Source organism: Paraburkholderia caledonica (genome assembly GCF_000383275.1).
Lineage (GTDB): Bacteria > Pseudomonadota > Gammaproteobacteria > Burkholderiales > Burkholderiaceae > Paraburkholderia > Paraburkholderia caledonica.
Window position 1 is genome coordinate 620,606 of record NZ_KB911035.1, and the last position, 16,474, is coordinate 637,079.

The following is a 16,474-nucleotide window of genomic DNA, read 5'->3' on the forward strand; positions in this document are numbered from 1 at the left end:
GCTTGGACGCACCGCGGCACGGGCCATCTCTCTAGCCCATCGTCCAAGGAAATGTCATGTGGATAGTCCGACTGGCCCTGCGGCGGCCCTACACCTTTATCGTGCTGGCCGTGCTGCTGTTCATACTCGGCCCGCTTGCGATCATGCGCACGCCGACCGACATCTTTCCGAACATCGACATTCCCGTGGTCAGCATTGTCTGGTCGTACAACGGCTTTTCCGCCGAAGACATGGCGCACCGGATCACGTCGAACTACGAGCGTGCGCTCACGACGGACGTCGACGACATCGAGCACATCGAGTCGCAATCGCTAAACGGCGTATCGGTCGTGAAGATCTTCTTTCACCCCGGCGCCGACATCAACCGCGCGATCGCCGAAGCCGCATCGAACTCCGCGTCGATCTTGCGAGTCCTGCCGCCGGGCACCTTGCCGCCAAACATCATCACGTATAACGCATCGACGGTGCCCGTCCTGCAACTGGGCCTGTCGAGCGACACGTTGCCCGAACAGACGCTCTACGATCTCGGCAACAGTTTTATCCGCACGCAGTTAGCCACCGTGCAGGGCGCGGCGGTGCCGCTGCCGTTCGGCGGCAAGATCCGCCAGATCATGGTCGAGCTCGATCCAAAGGCGCTGCAGGCGAAAGGACTCGCACCGATCGACGTCGTCAATGCGGTCAATGCGCAAAACCTGATTCTGCCGGGCGGCACCGCGAAAATCGGCTCGCGTGAATACAACGTCGAGATGAACGGCAGCACGAAGAGCGTCGCTGCGCTCAACGATCTGCCGATCAAGACAGTGCAAGGCGGCGTGGTGTACGTTCGCGACGTCGCGCATGTGATCGACGGTTATGCGCCGCAGACCAACATCGTGCGCAGCGACGGCAAGCGCGCTGCACTGCTGCAAGTCGAGAAGACCGGCAGCGCGTCGACGCTGACGATCATCCAGCAGGTCAAAGACATGCTGCCTAAAATCGCGGCCGGTTTGCCGAAAGCGCTGCACATCACCCCGTTATCGGATCAGTCCGTGTTCGTAAAGTCGGCCATTTCGGGCGTGGTGCGCGAAGCGTTGATCGCCGCATGCCTGACGGCCGCGATGATCCTGCTGTTTCTCGGCAGCTGGCGCGCAACGCTGATCATTGCGGTGACGATTCCGCTCTCCGTGCTGACGTCGCTGATTGCACTTGCAGCGCTCGGGCAGACCATCAACATCATGACGCTTGGCGGCCTTGCGCTCGCCGTCGGTATTCTGGTCGACGACGCGACGGTGGCGATTGAAAACATCACGCACCATCTGGAAAAGGGCGAGCCGTTGCATGATGCGATCCTGAACGGCTCAGGCGAGATCGCGGTGCCCACGTTCGTCTCGACGATGTCGATCTGCATTGTGTTCGTACCGATGTTCCTGCTGTCCGGCGTCGCGCGTTATCTGTTCGTTCCGCTTGCGGAAGCGGTCGTGTTCGCGATGTGCGCGTCTTACTTTTTCTCGCGCACGCTGATCCCGACGCTCGCAATGTATCTGATGCGCGCGCCGTCCAAAGAAGGCCACAATGCGCAGGGACGCTTTGCTGCAGTGGCGCGTTTCCAGGCGCGCTTCGAACGGCACTTCGAGGCGTTGCGCAGCGGCTATCGTGCGATGCTGGGACGCGCGATCTCGGGACGCCGCCGTTTCGTGCCGGTCTATGTCGCGCTGTGTCTTGCGTCGCTGGTCCTCGTCCCGTTCGCCGGCCGCGACTTCTTTCCCTCCGTCGACACGGGTCAGATCCGGCTGCATCTGCGCGCACCGACGGGCACCCGCATCGAGCAAACAGCGCGCATCACCGATCAGGTCGAAGCGAAGATTCGCAGTGTGATCCCGAAGTCGGAGCAGGCGGCCGTGCTCGATAACATCGGTGTGCCGGTCAGCGGCATCAATCTGACCTACGACTCGTCCGATCCGGTCGGCCCCGAAGACGCCGATATCCTGGTGACGCTGCAGCCCAAGCACAAACCCACCGCGCAATACGTCGCGCAACTGCGCAACGTGCTCGCCGCGTCGTTTCCGGGTGTGACGTTCGCGTTCCTGCCCGCCGACATCGTCAGCCAGATCCTGAACTTCGGCCTGCCCGCTCCTATCGACGTGCAGATCGTGGGCAATCAGCTCGATAAGAACCGCGTGGTGGCCGACCGGCTGCTTGCGCAGTTGCGCGGTGTACGCGGTCTCGTCGACGCACGCATCCAGCAGCCCGGCGACGCGCCGACCATCGACGTGAACGTCGACCGGACGAAGGCTATCCAGGCGGGCCTCACGCAGCGCGACGTCGCACAGAACATGTTGATCGCGCTCTCGGGCAGCTCGCAGACTACGCCGAACTTCTGGCTCGATCCGAAGAACGGCGTCAGCTATCCGCTGCTGGCCGAGGTGCCGCAGTACGACATCGACTCGCTGCAGACGCTCTCGAACATTCCGTTGACCACCAATCAGGCCACCGTCGCGCCACAGAACCAGCTCGGCACGCTCGGCACGTTGGATCGCAGCTCGCAACAGGCTGTCGTCTCGCACTACAACGTGCAGCCGGTGCTCGACATATTCGCGGCGACGCAGGGACGCGATCTGGGCGGCGTCGCCGCCGACGTATCCAGAATCGTCGACGCGGCGCGCGCGCAGTTGCCGCCCGGTTCGTCGATCGTGATGCGCGGCCAGGTGCAGTCGATGAACGAGTCGTTCGCCGGTCTCGGCGCCGGGCTCGTGTTCGCAATCGCGCTCGTCTATCTGCTGATGGTGGTGAACTTCCAGTCGTGGCTGGACCCGCTGATCATCATCAGCGGCTTGCCGGCATCGCTCGCGGGCATCGCATGGATGCTGTTCGCGACGCATACCACGCTGAGCGTGCCGGCTCTTACTGGAACGATTCTCTGCATCGGCATTGCAACGGCAAACAGCATTCTCGTCATCAACACGGCGCGCGAGTCGTTGCAGGCCGGCATGGAGCCGCTCGCCGCCGCGCTCGATGCGGGCTTCAACCGCTTCAGGCCCGTGCTGATGACCGCGCTCGCCATGCTGATCGGCATGCTGCCGATGGCCCTCGGCCTCGGCGACGGCGGCGAACAGAACGCCCCGCTCGGCCGCGCGGTGATTGGCGGCCTGGCATTCGGCACGCTCTCGACGCTGATGTTCGTACCCGTCGTGTTCGGGGCGGTACATGCGTGGCTCGCGCGGCGTCGCGCGGCTCGCGCTGCCGCCGTGCCGATGAATACTCAAGCTCGATAAGGAAAAGCCATGACTCAGTCCAACCTTCCGCAGGACCGCGATGGCACGGCATCGACGGAGCTTGCCGTACCCGCTCGCAACGACACCGGCGCGCAACCCGGGAAGCGCCGCGCGCTCCTGCTGCCCGCCGCCCTGCTGACGATTGCAGCGGCCCTGCTCGCAGTCGGAATCGTGCCGCGTCTGCATGCGAGCACCGAACTCTCGCAACAGGTCGCCGCGCAACGCGAAACGATCGTCGATGCTGTGAGCCCAAAACCGGCGCCGGTTTCGCAGGAACTGTTGTTGCCCGGTTCCGTGATGCCGTATGCCGACGCGTCCATCTACGCGCGCACGAGCGGCTACGTTCGGCATTGGTACGCGGACATCGGCACGAAAGTCCGAGCCGGACAAACGCTCGCCGACATCGAAACGCCGGAGCTGGACGCCCAGTTGCAACAGGCACGCGCCGACGTGGCCACCGCAAAGGCCAACTACGCGTTCGCGGACAGCACCGCGCGGCGCTGGCAGACGATGTTGCAAACGCAATCGGTGTCGCAGCAGGATGCCGATTCAAAGACGAGCGACAGCGCCGCGAAACTCGCCGCGCTCGCGTCGGCACAGGCGAACGTCGCGCGCTTGAGCGAGCTCGTGTCTTACGAGAAAGTGACCGCGCCGTTCGACGGCGTTGTCACCGTGCGCAACGTCGATGTCGGAGCGCTCGTCACCTCAGGAGGATCGCCGGGTCTTGCGAGTGCGCCGGGAGAGCTTTTCCACGTCGAGCAGACCGACCGCTTGCGCGTCTACGTGAACGTGCCGCAGGACGACGCCGGCAGCGTCACCGCAGGCACACAGGTCTATCTGACCACCCAGCAGTATCCGGGCCGCTCCTTTGCGGCGACCGTCGCGCGCAGCGCCGACGCAATCGATTCTGTCAGCCGGACTCTGCGCGTTGAGATCGACGTCGACAATCGCGACGGCGCGTTGTTGCCCGGCGCGTATGCACAGGTTCATCTGGCGTTGCGCACGCAGCACCCCGCGCTCGAACTTCCGGTGAGCGCATTGCTGTTCAGACCCGATGGCGTCACGGTTGCGGTGATCGGACAGGATGGTCGCGCGCATCTTCGCAAGGTGACGATCGGCCGGGACTTCGGCACCTACGTTGAAATCGCGACCGGCGTCACGTCGACGGATCAGGTCATCGACAATCCGGGCGATGCGCTCGCGGACGGCCAGCCGGTGCGCGTCGCAGCGGCCGCGGCACGGCACGGTTAAGCGATCCAGGAGACGGCTCATGCTCACTCTTCTTCATCCATTTGCCCGTCGCAGCGCGGCTATCGTCACCGCCTGCGCGTTGACTGCGTGTTCGACGCTGCCCACGTATCATCAACCGGAAGCGGCCGTGCCAACTCAATATGCGGGCGCTGCGGCGCCGGGTTGGAGCGTCGCTGCGCCAGCCGATGCCAAGCCGCCCGGCCCGTGGTGGACGCTCTTTCACGACGCCGAACTGGACCAGCTCGAAGCGCGCGTCGACGTGTCGAATCAGACCGTGGCGAAAGCGGTAGCGCAGTTGCAGGCCGCCCGCGCGATGCTCGACTACCAGCGTGCCGGCTACGCACCCACGGTAACGGCCGGCGCGGCTCAGTCGCGCACGAGGTTGTCGCAGAACGTGCTCGGGCATTCGCTCGCGGGACAGACGGTGCCCGACTACTCGGTGGGCGCCACCGCGAGTTGGGAGCCCGATCTGTTCGGCCGGGTGAAGGATGCAACCGTCTATGCGCGCGACAACGCGCAGGCAAGCGAGGCGGACCTTCAGGCCGTGCGCCTGTCGGTCGCCAGCGATCTCGCGACCGACTACTTCGATCTACGTTCGCTCGATCGTCAGAAGAAGCTGCTCGACGACAGCGTTACCGCATATGCCGCGGCCTTGAGCATCGTGCAACAGCAGTTAAAGGACGGTGCGATCGACGCATCGGCCGTTGCGCAGGCGCAGACGCAACTGGAGAGCACCCGCAGCCAGGACACGGACATCGACGTACAACGTGCGCAGCTTCAACACGCCATCGCGACGCTGATCGGCATGCCCGCGTCGTCGTTCGCATTGGCCAGTGAAGTGAAAAGCGTGGGCTTGCCGCAGATTCCAACGGGCGTGCCGTCGCAACTGCTCGAACGCAGACCCGATATCGCAGCCGCCGAGCGGCGCGTCGCGGCGGCCAACGCTCAGATCGGCGAGGCGCGCGCCGCGTACTATCCCAACCTGACGCTGTCGGCTACGGCGGGACTCGAAAGCACGTTCTTCGCGCCGTGGCTCACGGCGCCCAGCCTCTTCTGGTCGCTCGGCGCGCAACTGGCCGGCACGCTGTTCGACGGCGGCCGCCGCGATGCCTCGTTGAAGGGCGCGAACGCGCAGTACGACAGCGCAGTAGCGGATTACCGGCAGACTGTGCTGACCGCGTTCCAGCAAGTGGAAGACAACCTGTCCACGCTGACGACACTGGCTAGCGAAGCGGACAGCCAGCAACGCGCGACATCGGCCGCTGAGTTGTCGTTGAAGCTCACGACGAACCGATATCAGGCAGGAGCCGTGAGCTACCTGGATGTCGTGACCGCACAAACCATTGCGTTGACGAATGAACGCACGCAGGAACTGATCGATGCACGGCGTGTTGATGCCAGCGTGCAGTTGCTAAAAGCGCTGGGCGGCGGCTGGAGTCGCAACTCGCTCGATGAAAGCGGGAACGCGGCGGCGACCACGCCACCGAACTCGCCATCTACGCGGCCGCAAACGTGAGGATGAAGCGTGCACCGGCCGCGTCGCTTTCGGCATGCGCGCTGCCGCCATGCAGTTCCATGATGGTGCGCACAATGGCAAGGCCCAGACCCGCAGATCCGGACGCGTTCGGCTCGCTTTTGCGCGACGGGTCCACGCGATAGAAGCGGTCGAACACCCGCTCGAGCAAGGCCGGATCGATCGGCTTGCCCTCGTTCGCCACGGTCACACGCAGCGTATGCGGAGCCTCGGCGGGGGCCTGTGCATCCAATGTGATCGTGGCCCCGCGCGGCGTATAACGGAGCGCATTCGCAAGCAGATTATTGACGGCGCGCCGGAACAGTTCCACGTCGGCGCGCAACTGGCCACCGCCTGTTACGCGAATCTGCACGCCGGCTTCGTCGGCGACGCCTTCGAAGTATTCGGCGATGCGCGAAAGCTCTTGCTGCGCATCGACCTGCGTCAGCGTCTTGACGAACTGCGGGTGTTCGGCGCGGGCTAGAAACAGCACGCTTTCGATCATGCGCGACAATCGTTCGCACTCTTCGAGATTCGATGCGAGCACTGACTGATATTCATCGGCCGAACGTGGGCGAGCCAGCGCGACTTCAGTCGATCCGCGCAGATTGCCAAGCGGCGTACGCATATCGTGGGCGAGGTCCGCCGTGTATTGCGACATCCGTTCAAAGCCGCCGTGCAGGCGGTCCAGCATCGCATTCAGCGACGCGATGAGCGCGGCCAGTTCATTCGGCGCACCATCGGCTTCGATTCGCGTGTGCAATTTGTCGACGGTGACGGTGGCCGCGCTGCGCGCCATCTCGCGCAATGGCCGCAACGACTCGCGCACCAGCAACCAGCTCATCAGGAACGCGAGCAGCATACCCGCGAGACCCGCGACATACAGCCGATCGCGATACCGGTCGAGCAGGCGCCAGCGGTCCGCCATATTGCGCGCAATGATGACCGTCACCGGCGTGCCGTCGCGCAACATCGCATCCGCAGCAAGTCCGCGCACCGGCACGCCCTGCGAGGTGCGCCACTCTGCGATATCGGCTTCCGTGATGCGTTGTGAGGCGCCGATTCGTTTCATGAGCGCGGGCGACGGCGTCGTAGTGTCGGCAATGGCCGCCGTGTTGTGTTCGAACAGCAGCTTGCGCTGCGGATCGCGCACTTCCATCGACAGCGCCAGGTTGCCCAGCACCTGGCTAGTCAGACGGTCGCCGTGGCTGCGCAGTTCGTCGAGCGTATTGAGCTCCTGCGCGAGACGCCGCGTGTGCCGCGCGATCAGCACGATATCGAGGTCGTCCTGCTGCTTCACCTGGCGGTCCAGCGCGAAGTACAGCACGCTGCCGACCAGCGCGAATACGAGCAGCGTCGTGCCCGCGAATGCGAGTGCAAGCGTAGCGGTCAGCGAGCGTGCTGCCATCAGTCCGGCTCTTTCGCTTCAATTACGTATCCAACGCCGCGCACGGTCTGGATCAGCTTGACGGGAAAAGCGTCGTCGATCTTCGCTCGCAAGCGGCGAATCGCCACCTCGACCACGTTCGTATCGCTGTCGAAGTTCATGTCCCACACGTATGAAGCGATCTGCGTGCGGCTCAGCACCTCGCCCTGACGGCGCAGAAGCAGTTGCAACAGCGAGAACTCGCGGGGCGTCAGATCGATACGCGTTGCGCCGCGTTTCACGCGCCGCCGGTTGATGTCCATCTCCAGGTCGCCGACCGCCAGCAGTTCGCTTTCTCGCGGCGGACCGCGCCGCGCCAACGTACGCACCCGTGCCAGCAGTTCGACAAACGCAAATGGTTTGACGAGGTAATCGTCGCCGCCCAGTTCGAGACCGCGCACGCGGTCGTTCACGTCGTCGCGCGCGGTAAGGAACAGCACCGGCGTGGTATGAGTCGCGCGCAGTACTTTCAGCACGGCCCAACCGTCCATTGTCGGCAGCATCACGTCGAGGACGATCACGTCGTAGTCCTGCTCCTGTGCAAGCAGCAGGCCGTCGGCGCCGTCGTTGGCGAGGTCGACGGAATAGCCCGATTCTTCCAGGCCCTTTCTCAGGTACGCGCCAGTTTTCGGCTCGTCTTCGATCACCAGGATACGCATCACCAGCTCCGGCGTCATTGGATCAATCCCGGCATTTTAAGGGACTGGACGAATGTTACCGAAATGTTCCAAATGTTCCGTCATGCCGCGGTGTTCGAAGGCCGTCGCCTCGCTCTTTGGGTAGGTTTTTACCGGGATGTGCCCGCTACGGGCGACGGCTTCTCACTCGGAGGCGACGGCATTCGCGCCGAGCAAAGGCGTGTGTCCGGCATAAGACGGCAGTCCCGACAACACGCCTTTGAAGTCGCTCAACACATCGCCTACTTCGAGTCCCTTGTCGCTCAGCCGGAATTGCCGAATCGAGCGCTCGTGCATGTTGGTCCGGCTTTTGACCGCCGACACCGCAGTCAACACCGAGCCTTCCGCTTCGAAGAACCGGAACAGCAGCAATGCATCGCTCAGGTAGCTCACGTCGATATTGCTCTGGATCTCGCCGATGATCCCGTGCTGACCGAGGACGAGCAGAGACATGACGCCCTGCTGGTTCAGATAGGTCAGCAGCTCGTGCATCTGCAGCATCAGGTATTTTTCGCCAGGCATCGCCTGCAGATATGCATTGAGGCTGTCGATAGCCACCACGCGCGCACCGTGCGTCTCGACCGCCGCCTGGACGCGGTGAGTAAATTCCCCTGGCGAGAGCTCCGCTGGATCTATCGGCTTGATCGACAGGAGACCGCTTTCCAGGTGAGGCGAAAGATTCATGCCGAGCGCTGCTGCGCGACGCAGTAGCGTGCCGAGCGTTTCGTCGAAGAGATAGTAGACGGCGTGCTCGCCCCGTTCGAGTGCCGTCTGCAGGCACCGGAGCACGGTAGTGGTTTTGCCCGCGCCCGACGGCCCCACCAGCAGAGTATTCGTTCCGCGCGCAAGGCCGCCGCCCAGCAGCGCGTCGAGTTCCGGCACGCCGGTCGAGAGATTCTCGTGATCGAACTGTACGTGTCGATCCCCGGCCACCAGCGTCGGGAAAACCTGAATGCCGCCGCTTTTCAACGTGAAGTCGTGAAAACCTCCCTGAAAGGCCACGCCGCGCATCTTGACGACGCGCAGACGCCGGCGCTGCGTGCCGTATTCGTGCGTGACCTGATTCAGGTTGATGACCCCGTGCGCCAGACTGTGCAACTGCACGTCGCCGGCGTCGGAAGTCTCGTCGTCGAGCAGCAGCACTGTGCAGTTCCGGTTGCCGAAAAATCGCTTGAGCGCGAGCAACTGCCGCCGATACCGCAGCGGACTCTGCGACAGAAGCCGTAGCTCGGACAGGCTGTCGAACACCACACGTGTCGGACGAGCCTGCTCGACCTCTCGCATCACATTACGCACCGTTTCGCCGAGTTCGAGCTCGGCCGGATTCAGCACCGTCTGTTCGTATTCAGGCGTGAGCCCTTCGTCGCTCAACAACTCGACGATTGCCAAACCGTCGAGCGACCATCCGTGAGTCGCCGCAACGGAACGCAACTCGGACGCGGTCTCGGACAGCGTGACGTAGAGACCGGTATCCCCCAGGCGTCGACCTTCGAGCAGGAACTGCAGTGCAAGAGTCGTCTTGCCCGCGCCGGGCGGCCCTTCGACCAGGTAGACCCGGCTTGCCGTAAGACCGCCGGCCAGGATCTCGTCGAGGCCGGCAACGCCGGTTGATACGCGGCGGTCCATGTGACTGCCACGGAGGTCAGAACTTTGATTTTCCATGAGAGGTAAAAAGACGCCGGCTGTGCCGGCATCGGAGTCAGGAAGAACGTCGGGAAGCGCGTGCTGCAGGACGCGCGCTTGCAACGCCGCCAGCCGGCAGGCCGTGTTCGCGCGCCCAGATGATCGCCTCACTGCGGCTGTGCAGACCGAGCTTTGCGTATAGCGTGCTCACGCGGCTGCGGACGGTGTTCGGAGCCACGCCGAGTCTCGTGGCAATTTCCTTGTCGGCAAGTCCTTCGCAGATCAGCGCGAGAACGTCGCGCTCGCGCGGTGTCAGGTCCGAAATCGCCGCATCGATCTTGCCGGGTGCCGTCCCGCTGCGGATATGACGAAGCTTGTCCAGAATGGACCGGCTGAACCACGACGCGTCCTGCATGACCGCTTCGATCGCGAGAAGGAGTTCGAGCTCGGTGCGTTTGCGCTCGGTGATGTCCTGAAACACCATCAGCACGCAGTCGTCGCCATGAATGGGGACCGACTCGGCGGAGATCAGGCAGTCGACCGCAAGCCCGGCCCGCGTGCGCACCTTGAACTCGACGTTGCGCAGGTTGCCCGACGTGGCGAGCATCTGCTCTATCTTCGCGTGCGCATCCTCCGCGTCCCAGAAGGTCGATTCTTCGAGCGTGTGACCGACAAGTTCTTCGGCCGCGAAACCCGTCGCGTCGAGAAACGCCTGGTTCGCCTCAAGCAGCCGGAGCGAATCACGTGCGTAGACGATGGTCGGAATGGGAGCCATCCTGAACGCATTCGCAAACTGCTCCTCACTGCGACGCAGCGCTTGTTCGGCCTTTCTGCGCGGCTCGAGATCCATGAACGTGAAGAGCATGCACGGCTCGTCGGCGAGATCGATCGGCTGTCCGGCGACGATAACCAGCTTGGACTCCGAGTCCGCGAGGCGCAGCAACGCTTCCATTTGCGGAATCGTCTGCCCTGCTGTCAGACGCTCGACGGCCAGCTCCTTCTGCGAAGCATTTTCCAGAACATCCAGTTCATAGACTGAACGCCCGATTACCTGCTCGCGTGTATAGCCCGTCATCTCGACAAAGCCGCGGTTGACCTTGATGAAGCGCAGATCGCTGAGCCTGCAGATAACGGCAGGAGCCGGGTTTGCGCCGAATGTCTTTTCGAAGCGCTCTTCCGCGCTTGCCCACTCGGTTGCATCGTGGAGGATGAGCACGAGACAATCCGGCTCGCCGTCCGTGTCGGTAATCACCAGACTTCGCACGCGGTGAACCCAGCGCGGCTCGGCTTGCCCGGCGGGTGCGACCTCCACCAGTACGTCGCTAAAAGATTCACCGGCGACCACGCGATCGATCGGGTAGCTGCCCGGTTCGATGCGGTGATTGTTCCGGTAGCGAAGCTGGAATCTTTGGCGGTACTCGGAGACATTCCGGCCGAGTTCCTCGATGCTGCTGGCGCCATGCATGTCGAGGGCGGCCTGATTGGCCCACCGAATGCTCTGGTCGGGTTCTATGAGAATGACCCCTTCGCTCAGGCCTGCGATGATCTGCTGGAGCTGACGGCGGTCAGTTTTCGGGCGTTGCACGGAAGCGTCCATCGCGGCTGGCTGTTCTGTTCGGGCGCCGCGTCGCGGCAAGGTTCAAGGACGAAAGCGCCCGCAGCGGCGCACCGGCGAACTCGCCGGTTGCAACCGCCTGTCGGGTCGCGCACACGCCATGGAAATCGTCCCGAACGGCATATGCGGCAGCAACATGAGAACGTGCGGATAGGGTCTTCCGGGTACGTTCGCTATCGCGAGATTATCAGGGATGTATTTACCGACCGGTAGCCGCAAATGCACCCAAAGCGTGGGGGCAATTGCATGTTGACAGCAAATGATTCTGCCCTCTTAGCGCCCAAAGGTCCGGTTCGAATGTAGGTCGGGAACTTTCCGAGCGCCGCTCTTCCTTACCTTATGAAAGACAATGGTTTTGTTTGGTGCAAGACGGGAGACAAAAAATGAATCACCCACGAGGAAGGACGACTCAGACCAGTGAAGCGCAAGGCTCGGTGAAGGAAGCGATCGGCAAGGTAATCGGCGACACTCATGCGGAAGCAGAGGGGGCGGCCGAGAAAAAGGCCGCGAGAGAACGACGCACACAACGATCCACGCAACGATCCACGCGTGAGAAAGAGCGGCACGCGCACGCAGGACCTCGATCACGTTCGTAGCGTTGCGCCGCCGCTCGGTATGCTTCAGCCGACGTCATTGGGAGCCTAGATTCGGAGCAGTTCCCGAATGGCCCTGAAGAGACTCATCGGCTCGACGGGCTTCGGCATATGCAGGTCGAAGCCGGCCTGCAATGCGCGAGCCCTGTCTTCCGGACGCCCGAAAGCTGTCACCGCGATTGCGGGCGTTTGATTGGCCTGCTGCCGCAGTGAGCGGATAAGCGAATAGCCGTCTTCGTCCGGCATGCCGATGTCTGAAAGAATGACGTCGAATTGCTCCGCATCGATCTGCCGACGCGCCTCGGGCGCCGATTCGGCACCCCGCACTCCGGCTCCAGCGGACTCCAGCACGGCAAGCATCGCATCGCGGACGTCCGCTTCGTCTTCGACCAGAAGCACTCTGATGCCGGCGAGCGCTTCGTCGCGGGACGATGTCACTATGTCGGTCAGCGGCGGTCCAGCCGGTGGTTCTCTGTCTTCGGCCAGCAAAGGAATGTGAACGACGAAAGTGCTCCCACGCCCATCGCCTTCACTATGGGCCGTGATCGATCCGCCATGCAGCGTCACGATGCTCTTCGCGATTGCGAGACCAATACCGAGCCCGCCGAAGCGGCGTGTCGTCGCCTGCGAAGCCTGCGCAAATGGCTCGAATACGTGGTTGATGAAAGAAGCAGGAATTCCCGCTCCATTGTCCTCAACCCGTATCTCTGCCCAGTTGCCTGCGCGACTGGCAACGATCCCGATTTTCCCTTCAGCCTTCGAGTACTTCAGCGCATTGCTGAGTACATTGGAAAACACCTGACGCAGCCGGAGCGGGTCGCCCTCCACGAGCAATGTGTCTGCGAGCCGCGGCACGATCTCGACTCCTTTAGCGCGCGCAGCCAACTTAACGTCACTGATTTCGGCGACGAGCAGCGGCACGAGGTCCACCTCGCTTGAATTGATGAACAGCTTGCCGGCGGCGATCCGGCTCAGATCCAGCAGGTCGTCGACAAGCCGCGTTTGCAGTTCGACGTTGCGATCTATCGCCTCGATGCCGCGCGCGATGAGTTCGGGATCGGTGTTTTCGTGTTGCAGAAGATAGAGCCACGATTGCATCGCATTCAGCGGCGTTCGCAGCTCGTGAGACACCGTAGCAAGAAAGGCATCTTTGAGCTGATTGGCGTGTTGCGCCTCTAACCGCAACAGCCGCTCGTTTGTCAGAAGCCGGTCGCGCTCCATTTCAAGCGCCTTGTGAGAAGAGACGTCGATGGTGATACCGTCGAACCGCAGCGGCCGACCCGCTTCGTCTACATGTGTTCGTCCCTTGGCACGAATCCACCGGATATCGCCCGATGGCGAAGCAGTTCGGTATTCGATGTCGTAGGGGACACCTTCGTTGACCGCCTTCTCGACAGCGTCCCGGGTTTTTTGCCTGTCGTCCGGGTGAATCCTTGCGTAGAACAGGTCAAAGCCAACCTCGGCGTTTGCAGGCAGCCAGAAGTGTTCCTTGCACTTGACGTTCCAGATGATCCGGTCCAGTGGAATCGGACAATGGAACGTGCCGATTTCGGCTGCCTGGATCGACAGGTCGAGACGCTCGCGTTCTTCCGTGAGACTTTGCGCGTTGATTAGCGTTTCTTCAACATCGGTAATCATCCCCACCCATTCGTAGATCGCGCCGCTCTCGTCATGCGAGCCCGCCGCGCGAATCTGACAGCGTCTGTAGGTCGAAGATGCGGCGTGCCACAGCCGGACGTCCGCGCGATACGGCCCGTCTGTTTCGAGAGACCTGTTCAGCGCTGTCTGCGCTACGAGCCGATCGTCCGGGTGAATCATTTCGGCCCACCCATAACCTTGGTGCTTCTCCCAAGGCTGCCCCGTATAGCTTTCCCACGAAGGTTGCGGCACCACGAACCTGCCCATGGCATCGCACACGTAGGCCGCCGAGCTGGCCACCTTCACCAGCGCGTGATATCGGGCCTCCAACAGCAATCGACGCAATTCCGAATCGTCACGAGCGTCATCGTTCCCGGACGCGGCGGCGCCCTCTAACTTTCTGCCTGCCGCTGAAACCTCGCCCGCAGCGTCTTTGGACTTCACCAGCACCACCATCGCTGGAGCCATGTCGATGGCATCCTCCACGGCAAGAGGATTGAATTCGATCCGCCACGTGATGCCCGACTCAGAACCAGCAGCACCCGGCGCGACGTCCGCATCGATCGCAGCGTCGGCAATGACGACGCTCTGCGTTCGACCTTCTTCAAATGCTCGGGCCGCGACCGCCAGAAGTTTTGCTCGCGACGCCTCCCTCGACAGAACCGGCAGCTTCTCGATGACGAGAGAAACAAGGCTCGTGGACACCGACGGTGACGGGCGATAGTCGAACAGGTCGCTGAAACGGACGTTAGCTTCAATTACGGTCAAGTCACGAGCGAGCACTGCACACGCAGCGGGATTCGCCTCTAATAGCGCGACAGCCAATGCTCTAGTGTTAGCAAACATACACAGTTCCACCGCAATCGAAATCTTCTAAAGTTGCCTGCTCAACGGTCTCCACGGCCTGCGCAGCGCGTTCGCGGGTGCCGTTGGCGCTGGCATGATTAAACGTATCCGCCACCGGTCGAGCTGACCAGGCGCGGCGCTTCGTCATGTGTCATTGCGCACACACAATTGCGGTTAGCACCATCGGAATCACCGAATGAGTGACGGCATGGCTGCCCGCCGCAGCCAGTTCCCGCTGCACCGACTCGGACGAGCCGAACACGACCACGCCATAGAGCGGCGCGGACGCTGGCTTGCCGGTGCCGGCCTCGAAAAGCGGATCGCCGGGCTGATACCCAAAAATCGCCTTCACCCGGAAACCGAACGCGGTCAGATGTGCACCGCGGGTTGGGCGGAACGCGTTGACTGAATCCGGCTGAACGCGGTTGGCTGGCGTCTCAATCGATTGCTGATCGACCAGTTCCTCGACGAAGTCATGGGGCGTGCCCTCGCATGCCATTTCCTGATCCAGTGCATGACTGAATGCCGGTGTCGACAAAAAGAGGGCGGGCGTCAGCAGCCATAAAAAGAGTCGCATTGGGTACTTTTTCAAAGTCATCGTTACCCCGGTGGTAGTCCTTGTCTTGCATCAACGATAACTGCATGCAACCGGCCTGGCTGCAAATGCGCCAGCATTATTTGTACCGACTCGCTATCGTCCGTCGCGATCGGGCAAACATTCGCGTGCAGCAGCGGTCCGCCCGGCGCGCAGCCGGTGCTCCTTGACGATGCAACGAATCGTCTGACGACACCGGTTTCGGAGCTAAACCGACTTACAGCGATTTCCAGGTGATGCACTGTCGGGCAGCAAGCAACACCGCCCCCGTTTACAGCCCCCTTCGCTCACTCATTATTGATCGACCTCGAATGCAGTTGTCCATCTGCCACTCTTTATCTCAAGACGGGCAACGACAAAAATGCGGTCAGTCATGCCGGACCGCCCGGTGCCGCGACATGCGCCTCGTCAACGAGGCATCTACAGGAGAAGCACTATGCCGTTTGCAAATTACAAGTTCCCGGAAGGCATTCTGGATCACGCGCGCAAGGAAGAGATCATCCATCGCACTACGGCGATGTTCGTCGAATACTTCGGTGAAGGTGTCCGCCCGTATTCCATGGTCCTTGTCGAGGAAGTTGCCGATGGAGGATGGGGCCGCGCCGACGAAACCCTGACGCTCGAAAAAATGGGACTCGCTCCGAAGTCGAAATAACTGTCGTTCGGGGAACGCGCAGGGTTCACCGGACTACTCGTTCCCGTCCGTGCGCGGTCCGGCACGCTGCTCTCACCCGGTCTTTTCAATTCATGCGGAGCCTGGCTATGGATCTCGACACGCAGGAACTCGACACCCGCAACGCAGGTGCGACGGCTCCGAAGCTGATCATTCCGCAACTCAGCCGGCTCTATCGGCTCTTTGATCCTGTGTCATACGCCATATTGCGACTTGGTTTCGGCATTGTCCTTCTCACGCACGGACTCCCGAAGGTGCTCGGCCACTCACATGGATCAATGGACAATCCATTGGCGAGTTCCATGCGGCTGATCGATTCCAGACTTCACCTTCCGGCAGCGGAAATGCTCGCCTATTTCGTGACCTTCCTCGAGTCGGGCGGCGCGCTGTGTATCGCCCTGGGATTCATGACGCGCATTTTTGCCGCCATGATCACGTTCGAAATGATCGGGATCTGCTTCGTCCTCGCGCCAGCATGGGTCTGGCTGGACAAGGGCATGGAATATCCCGCCCTGATGGGCTTGCTTGCGCTGCATATTGCGTTCAAGGGCGCCGGCCGCTATTCGATCGACAAGGCCATCGGCAGAGAAATTTAACGCACGCAGCTTGGTGCGGCGTTGACCATCGAGCGCCGCGAGCCGCTTGTTCACGCCTGTATCGCGGTCGCTTTATGCGATGTGTCGGTCCGCACTGCCTCATAGTCAACCACCGCGTGCACCCGGGTAAACGCCCATTTGTTCCAGCGATGCCGCGATTTACTGTATCGATACACT

Annotated in this window: 11 protein-coding genes; 5 read left to right on the plus strand and 6 right to left on the minus strand. The window is 62.2% G+C overall.

The features are described 5' to 3' along the window. The first annotated feature begins 56 nt into the window (after positions 1–56). The 3 genes from H281_RS0108970 to H281_RS0108980 are packed head-to-tail and all read left to right on the plus strand — an operon-like array spanning position 57 to position 6,018. Positions 57–3,251, plus strand: a complete 3,195-nt coding sequence (locus tag H281_RS0108970; protein ID WP_020066765.1) for an efflux RND transporter permease subunit — start codon at positions 57–59, stop codon at positions 3,249–3,251. A 9-nt stretch (positions 3,252–3,260) separates the two neighbouring features. Then, positions 3,261–4,502 (plus strand): efflux RND transporter periplasmic adaptor subunit, encoded by a 1,242-nt coding sequence (locus H281_RS0108975; RefSeq protein WP_020066766.1) that lies wholly within the window; start codon positions 3,261–3,263, stop codon positions 4,500–4,502. A gap of 19 nt (positions 4,503–4,521) precedes the next feature. Then, a complete protein-coding gene (locus H281_RS0108980; protein WP_020066767.1) occupies positions 4,522–6,018 on the plus strand; it encodes an efflux transporter outer membrane subunit in 1,497 nt (498 codons plus the stop codon). Here H281_RS0108980 and H281_RS0108985 read toward each other — a convergent pair. The 6 genes from H281_RS0108985 to H281_RS0109010 all read right to left on the minus strand — a co-directional run bounded on the left by H281_RS0108985 (position 5,999) and on the right by H281_RS0109010 (position 15,010). Then, positions 5,999–7,423: a heavy metal sensor histidine kinase gene (locus tag H281_RS0108985; protein ID WP_020066768.1), complete on the minus strand. Its 1,425-nt coding sequence runs from the start codon at positions 7,421–7,423 to the stop codon at positions 5,999–6,001. The two genes, H281_RS0108980 and H281_RS0108985, sit on opposite strands and share 20 nt — an antisense overlap. Then, complete coding sequence (locus H281_RS0108990) at positions 7,423–8,100, minus strand: heavy metal response regulator transcription factor (RefSeq protein ID WP_020066769.1); 678 nt, start codon at positions 8,098–8,100, stop codon at positions 7,423–7,425. The genes H281_RS0108985 and H281_RS0108990 overlap by 1 nt, the downstream gene beginning before the upstream one ends. A gap of 162 nt (positions 8,101–8,262) precedes the next feature. Further along, on the minus strand, positions 8,263–9,744 hold the full coding sequence (locus tag H281_RS0108995; RefSeq protein WP_020066770.1) for an ATPase domain-containing protein: 1,482 nt from the start codon (positions 9,742–9,744) through the stop codon (positions 8,263–8,265). A gap of 73 nt (positions 9,745–9,817) precedes the next feature. Beyond that, positions 9,818–11,338, minus strand: coding sequence for a helix-turn-helix transcriptional regulator (locus H281_RS0109000; protein ID WP_020066771.1), 1,521 nt, complete (start codon positions 11,336–11,338; stop codon positions 9,818–9,820). A 659-nt stretch (positions 11,339–11,997) separates the two neighbouring features. Beyond that, positions 11,998–14,355: a hybrid sensor histidine kinase/response regulator gene (locus H281_RS0109005; protein WP_020066772.1), complete on the minus strand. Its 2,358-nt coding sequence runs from the start codon at positions 14,353–14,355 to the stop codon at positions 11,998–12,000. Positions 14,356–14,584: 229 nt separating this feature from the next. After that, on the minus strand, positions 14,585–15,010 hold the full coding sequence (locus tag H281_RS0109010) for a hypothetical protein (protein ID WP_020066773.1): 426 nt from the start codon (positions 15,008–15,010) through the stop codon (positions 14,585–14,587). A 454-nt stretch (positions 15,011–15,464) separates the two neighbouring features. On the opposite strand from H281_RS0109010, the gene H281_RS0109015 reads away from it, so the two are divergent. Beyond that, positions 15,465–15,683 (plus strand): tautomerase family protein, encoded by a 219-nt coding sequence (locus H281_RS0109015; RefSeq protein ID WP_020066774.1) that lies wholly within the window; start codon positions 15,465–15,467, stop codon positions 15,681–15,683. A 107-nt stretch (positions 15,684–15,790) separates the two neighbouring features. Beyond that, positions 15,791–16,297, plus strand: a complete 507-nt coding sequence (locus H281_RS0109020; RefSeq protein ID WP_020066775.1) for a DoxX family protein — start codon at positions 15,791–15,793, stop codon at positions 16,295–16,297. Positions 16,298–16,474 lie beyond the last annotated feature (177 nt).